Source organism: uncultured Helcococcus sp., assembly GCF_946998255.1.
GTDB lineage: Bacteria > Bacillota > Clostridia > Tissierellales > Peptoniphilaceae > Helcococcus.
In genome coordinates this window covers 1-5,237 of sequence record NZ_CAMPYN010000067.1, presented here as the reverse complement: position 1 = coordinate 5,237, position 5,237 = coordinate 1, and the positions used below count along the sequence as shown (strand labels likewise).

5 protein-coding genes and 1 pseudogene are annotated in these 5,237 nt (G+C 31.9%); all 6 read left to right on the top strand.

What is annotated here, in order from left to right; genetic code table 11:
* Positions 1–189, top strand: a 189-nt coding sequence (locus Q0U66_RS05300; RefSeq protein ID WP_297378330.1) for a PC4/YdbC family ssDNA-binding protein, incomplete at its 5' end; no start/stop codon positions are given.
* 64 nt (positions 190–253) lie between these two features.
* Positions 254–970, top strand: a complete 717-nt coding sequence (locus Q0U66_RS05295; protein ID WP_297378327.1) for a metallophosphoesterase — start codon at positions 254–256, stop codon at positions 968–970.
* Positions 957–1,436, top strand: coding sequence for a transcription elongation factor GreA (greA, locus tag Q0U66_RS05290; protein ID WP_297378324.1), 480 nt, complete (start codon positions 957–959; stop codon positions 1,434–1,436). The genes Q0U66_RS05295 and greA overlap by 14 nt, the downstream gene beginning before the upstream one ends.
* Positions 1,437–1,447: 11 nt before the next feature.
* Complete coding sequence (gene lysS, locus Q0U66_RS05285) at positions 1,448–3,364, top strand: lysine--tRNA ligase (protein WP_297378321.1); 1,917 nt, start codon at positions 1,448–1,450, stop codon at positions 3,362–3,364.
* A gap of 275 nt (positions 3,365–3,639) precedes the next feature.
* Complete coding sequence (locus tag Q0U66_RS05280; protein WP_297378318.1) at positions 3,640–4,926, top strand: dicarboxylate/amino acid:cation symporter; 1,287 nt, start codon at positions 3,640–3,642, stop codon at positions 4,924–4,926.
* A gap of 119 nt (positions 4,927–5,045) precedes the next feature.
* Positions 5,046–5,152, top strand: a pseudogene (locus Q0U66_RS05275) (IS200/IS605 family transposase); the annotation flags it as partial.
* Positions 5,153–5,237: the final 85 nt, after the last annotated feature.

Sequence of the window (5,237 nt, the reverse complement as noted above, 5' to 3'; positions counted from 1 at the left end):
GGCGTTCTTTCTACTAAGTCAAACGGGTGGAGAAAAGAACTCAACCTTGTATCTTGGAATGAAAGAGATGCTAAATATGATTTAAGAGAATGGAATGAAGATTACACTCGTATGAGTAAGGGTGTGACTTTTACAGAAGAAGAAGCAGAAATATTAAAAAATATACTAGAAGACGAATTTGATAAATAAAAATAAGGACCTAGTCGAGAAATTGATTAGGTCCTTATAGTATAATTCATCAATTGAGGTAACCATGATATATGCAATTGCTGATTTACACCTAGATATTACTAAAGAAAAAGATATGTCAGTCTTTGGTGGAAATTGGGAAAATTATGAAGAAAAAATATTTGAAAATTGGCAAGATACTATAAAAAAAGATGATCTTGTTCTGATTGCTGGAGATATATCCTGGGCAATGAAAATTAATGATGTAAAATTAGATTTGGATAGAATTGAACAATTAAATGGAAGAAAAATTATCTTGAAAGGCAACCATGACTATTGGTGGCAAAGCTTAAGCAAGCTACAATCTCTAGACTATAAAACTATAGACTTTTTACAAAATAATTCATTCAGGTATAATGAAACTTTAATTGTAGGTACTAGAGGATGGGAAAGTCGAGATACTATAGGATTTGATGAATCTGATGAAAAGATTTTTTTAAGAGAGTTAAATAGGTTAGAACTATCTATTACCGATGCTCTAGCAAAGAATTCTGACTATAATGAAATAATAGCCATGATGCATTATCCACCATTTAATAAAAAAATGGAAGCCAATGAATTTGAAGAAATATTTAAAAAATATAATATAAAAAAAGTTGTATACGGACATATCCATGGTGACCAAGCTTTAAAAATGCCTAATGGTATGATTAATGGTATAAGATACTATTGTGTATCTGGTGATGCTATTGATTTTATGCCCGTTTTACTATCTAAAGAGGAGAATTATGATAAAGAATAAAGTTTTATTAACTCAAGAAGGAAAAGAAGAGCTTGAAAGAGAATTGGATACATTAATTCACGAAAAAAGAGCTGAAGCTTCAGAAAAGATAAAAATTGCGCGTGGTTTTGGTGACTTATCTGAAAATGCTGAATATGATGAGGCAAAAGATGAGCAAGCTAAAATTGAACTAAGAATTGCTGAAATTGAAGAGCAATTAAAAAATGTAGAAATTATTAAATCTACAAATAATAAGTCTGTGAAGACAGTACAAATTGGTGATAAGATAAAAATAACCGAATTAAAAAGAGGTAAAGAATTAGAGTTTATGATTGTAGGTACATTAGAAGCTGACGTAAGTAAAAACAAAATTTCTAATGAATCGCCTTTAGGAAAAGCATTATTAAATACTAAAGTTGGTCAAACAATAGATGTAAAAACTAGAGCAGGTGTAGTACAATATAAGTTAGACGAAATAATTAGATAAGGAAGGTAAAAATGGCAGATAATAATGTTAATGAAATGCTTCAAATTAAAAGAGATAAATTAGCTAAATTAAAAGCCGATGGTAAAAACCCACATGAAATTGAAAAAGTAAATGTAACTGCCATGGCTAAAGATTTAGTTGATAACTTTGAAGACAATGAAGGTAAAAGTTTTACTTTAGCTGGTAGGATTTTAAATGTTAGGACCTTCGGTAAAATTAGTTTCATGGTATTACAAGATGCTAGTGGACAAATACAAATTTTTAACAGACAAGATGAATTAGGTGATGAAGTATATGATGCTAGCAAGCAATTAGATACAGGTGATATAGTTTCATTCACAGGTAAACTTATAAAGACTCAAACAGGTGAAGTTTCTATTCTTACTCAAGAATTTCAACTTCTAACTAAGTCACTACAAATTTTACCAGAAAAATTCCATGGATTAAAAGATACAGATTTAAGATATAGACAAAGATATGTTGACTTAATTGTAAATCCTGAAGTAAAAGAAGTATTCAAAAAGAGAACAAAGATTATATCTGCTATTAGAGAATTTTTAGATAAAAGAGATTTCTTGGGAGTAGAAACACCAATATTAAATACCATTGCAGGTGGAGCTAGTGCAAGACCATTTATAACTCACCACAATACCTTAGATATCGATATGTATTTAAGAATAGCTAATGAACTATACCTAAAAAGACTTATAGTTGGTGGTTTTGATAAGGTTTATGAAATGGGAAGGATGTTTAGAAACGAAGGTATGTCTCCAGTTCATAATCCAGAATACACCATGATTGAACTATATGAAGCCTATTCTGACTACAATGATATGATGGAAATTTTAGAAAACATGGTATTAGAAATTAATCAAAAGGTTAATGGTGGAAATACAGTAGAATACCAAGGCACAACAATTGACTTTACAACACCTTGGAGACGTATAACCATGGTAGATGCTATAAAAGAACATGTTGGAATTGATTTCAATGAAATTACTGATTTTGAAGAAGCTAAAAAATTAGCTTTAGACTATAAATTAGAAGTTAAAGAAAGTGATAAATTAGGAAATATTATATTCGCTTTCTTTGATGAATTCTGTGAAGACAAGATGATACAACCAACCTTTGTTACCCAACATCCGGTTGAAGTATCACCACTAGCAAAGAGAAATCCAGAAAATCCTGATTTCACAAATAGATATGAAGCCTTCGTAATGGGTAAAGAAATAGCTAATGCTTATTCAGAACTTAACGATGCAGAAGACCAAAGATCAAGATTTGAACACCAACTAGAACTTAGAGCCTCAGGAGATGAGGAAGCAACCTTACTTGATGAAGACTTCCTAAATGCTATTGAAGTCGGTTTACCACCAACAGGTGGTTTAGGTATCGGTGTAGATAGACTTATTATGTTCTTAACCAACCAAACTACTATTAGAGATGTTCTATTATTCCCAACAATGAAGCCAATAGCTAAGGATAAAGCAGCAAATGCCGATCCGTTAATAAAAGCTAGCCAAGAGTGTGGATGTTCTCAAGTTGAAAAATTGGACTTATCAAAAGTTAAAGTAGAGCCATTATTTGAAGATATGATCGACTTTGAAACATTCTCTAAATCTGATTTTAGAGTAGTGAAAGTTATAAATTGTGAAGAAGTTCCAAAATCTAAGAAGTTATTGAAATTTACATTAGATGATGGTTCTGATAAAGAAAGAACAATTCTTTCAGGTATAAAAGACTATTATTCTGCTGAAGAATTAATAGGAAAGACACTAGTAGCTATCACAAACCTACCACCAAGAAAAATGATGGGGATTGATTCAGAAGGAATGATTATATCAGCTGTATATGAATATGATGGTGAAGAGAAGTTAAACTTGTTAATGTTGGATGGAAATATTCCAGCAGGATCTAAACTATATTAAAAATAACTAATTATGAAACTGGGATTAATGTGAATCCCAGTTCATTTTTTAAAAATAATTATTTTAATTTTATGTTTAGGTATTTTTAGCAGGGGTATACAAATTTGAGTGACTAATCTCAGGTTGTATTTTATAAGGATTGGAGCTTGTTGACCCTGATTGAGTTTGCTATTTTTAGAAATTATAAAATAGGAATACGATGATATTCGTCCTTTGTTGAAAGCGGATTATTCACATTTTTTATGTTATTAAATAAAACATTGAAGGGAGTTATTATGAAGTATTTAGCACTATTGGTCGGCTTGGCACTTTTTTATGTCCTAAGCTTGATGAAAAAGAAGAAAATATCCTTCTCTATTAGGGTAATTGCTGCATCGATTCTTGGAATTGGCCTTGGATTTATCTTTAAGGGAGAAACCGAACTATTTGGAATTTTTGGGGAAATATATGCAAATATGCTCTTTGCTCTTGTAATTCCATTACTTTTAGCATCTGTAATTAAGGTGGTTATTTCAAACGAATCTATAAATAGACTTAAATCAATTGGTCTAAAAACCGTTGGGATTTTAAGTTTTCACAATGTATTGGGATCGTTACTCGGAGTAATTTTAGCAGTTATTTTTAAGATTGGTAAAGATTCTAATATTCCACTTCCAGCTGTTGCTGAAGCTAAGGAAGTACCAACATTTGCACAAGCGGTGATTGACTTTTTCCCTAAAAATATAATTGCCGATGCAGCAAATGGGAGGGTAATTCCAATAATTATCTTTGCGGTTCTAATTGGTTTTGTGACCCTAAGCTTAATTGAAAGAGGTAAGGAAAAAGAAGTTAAACCATTTGTAGACTTTATCAATGCTTTTTCTGAAATTATAAATAGGTTAGTTAGTCTTGTGACTAGCTTTACCCCATATGCAGTACTATCTTTGATTGCATCAGCAATTGCAAGAATTGACTACACAGCTATAAAGCCATTGGTATTTATTTTATTACTAACATACCTTGCAAGCTTTATACATTCTTATGTGACAACTGGGGCACTATTAAGTCTTTTTGCTAAGGTAAATCCATTTAAGTTCTTTAAGAAAAACTTTTCTGTACAGGCAATTGCCTTTACAACCCAATCTTCAGTAGGATCTATACCTGCAAATGTTGATAATCTTGAAAAGAACTTAGGTGTATCTGAAAAAATTGCATCCTTTGTGGCACCAGCCGGGGCAACCATGGGAATGCCAGGTTGTGCAGGATTTTGGCCAGTGATGACCGCTATCCTTACATCAAATGTCTTAAACCTTGGATACGGAACAGGGGATTATATAAAGTTAATCCTTGTAGCTCTTCTAGTATCACTTGGTACCGTAGGAGTACCCGGAACAGCAACCATTACTACAACTGCAGTATTTGCAGCTATGGGACTTCCTGTAGAAATGGTAGTAATTCTTGCGCCGATTTCATCACTTGCTGATATGGGAAGAACAGCAACAAACGTAACTGCTGCTTCATCTGCTGCAGTAATAGTTGCAGCAAGCGAAGATGAACTTGATAGAGAAATTTATAATAGTTAAATTTAAGCTGGTTAATACCAGCTTTTTTTGTGGTTTTACCAAAACAAAACCCCTTGCTATGCCAGGGGAATCAATAGTTTTTGCTTCAAGAAAAAATCCTCCCGTGATAAAATTGATGTAGTCTGACAATATTTGATTGACATGAACATTTAAAGTACAAGGAAATAGAAATATTTGGTTTAGAGGGTATTATGTCGAAACAATAGGAAGAAATGTAAAGAGAATAAATATTAATATGATAATCTAAATTGAATGATTCTCCCGAATATGATACAATATTCGGGAGAAAGGTGGTGCAAAATGAATTCCTA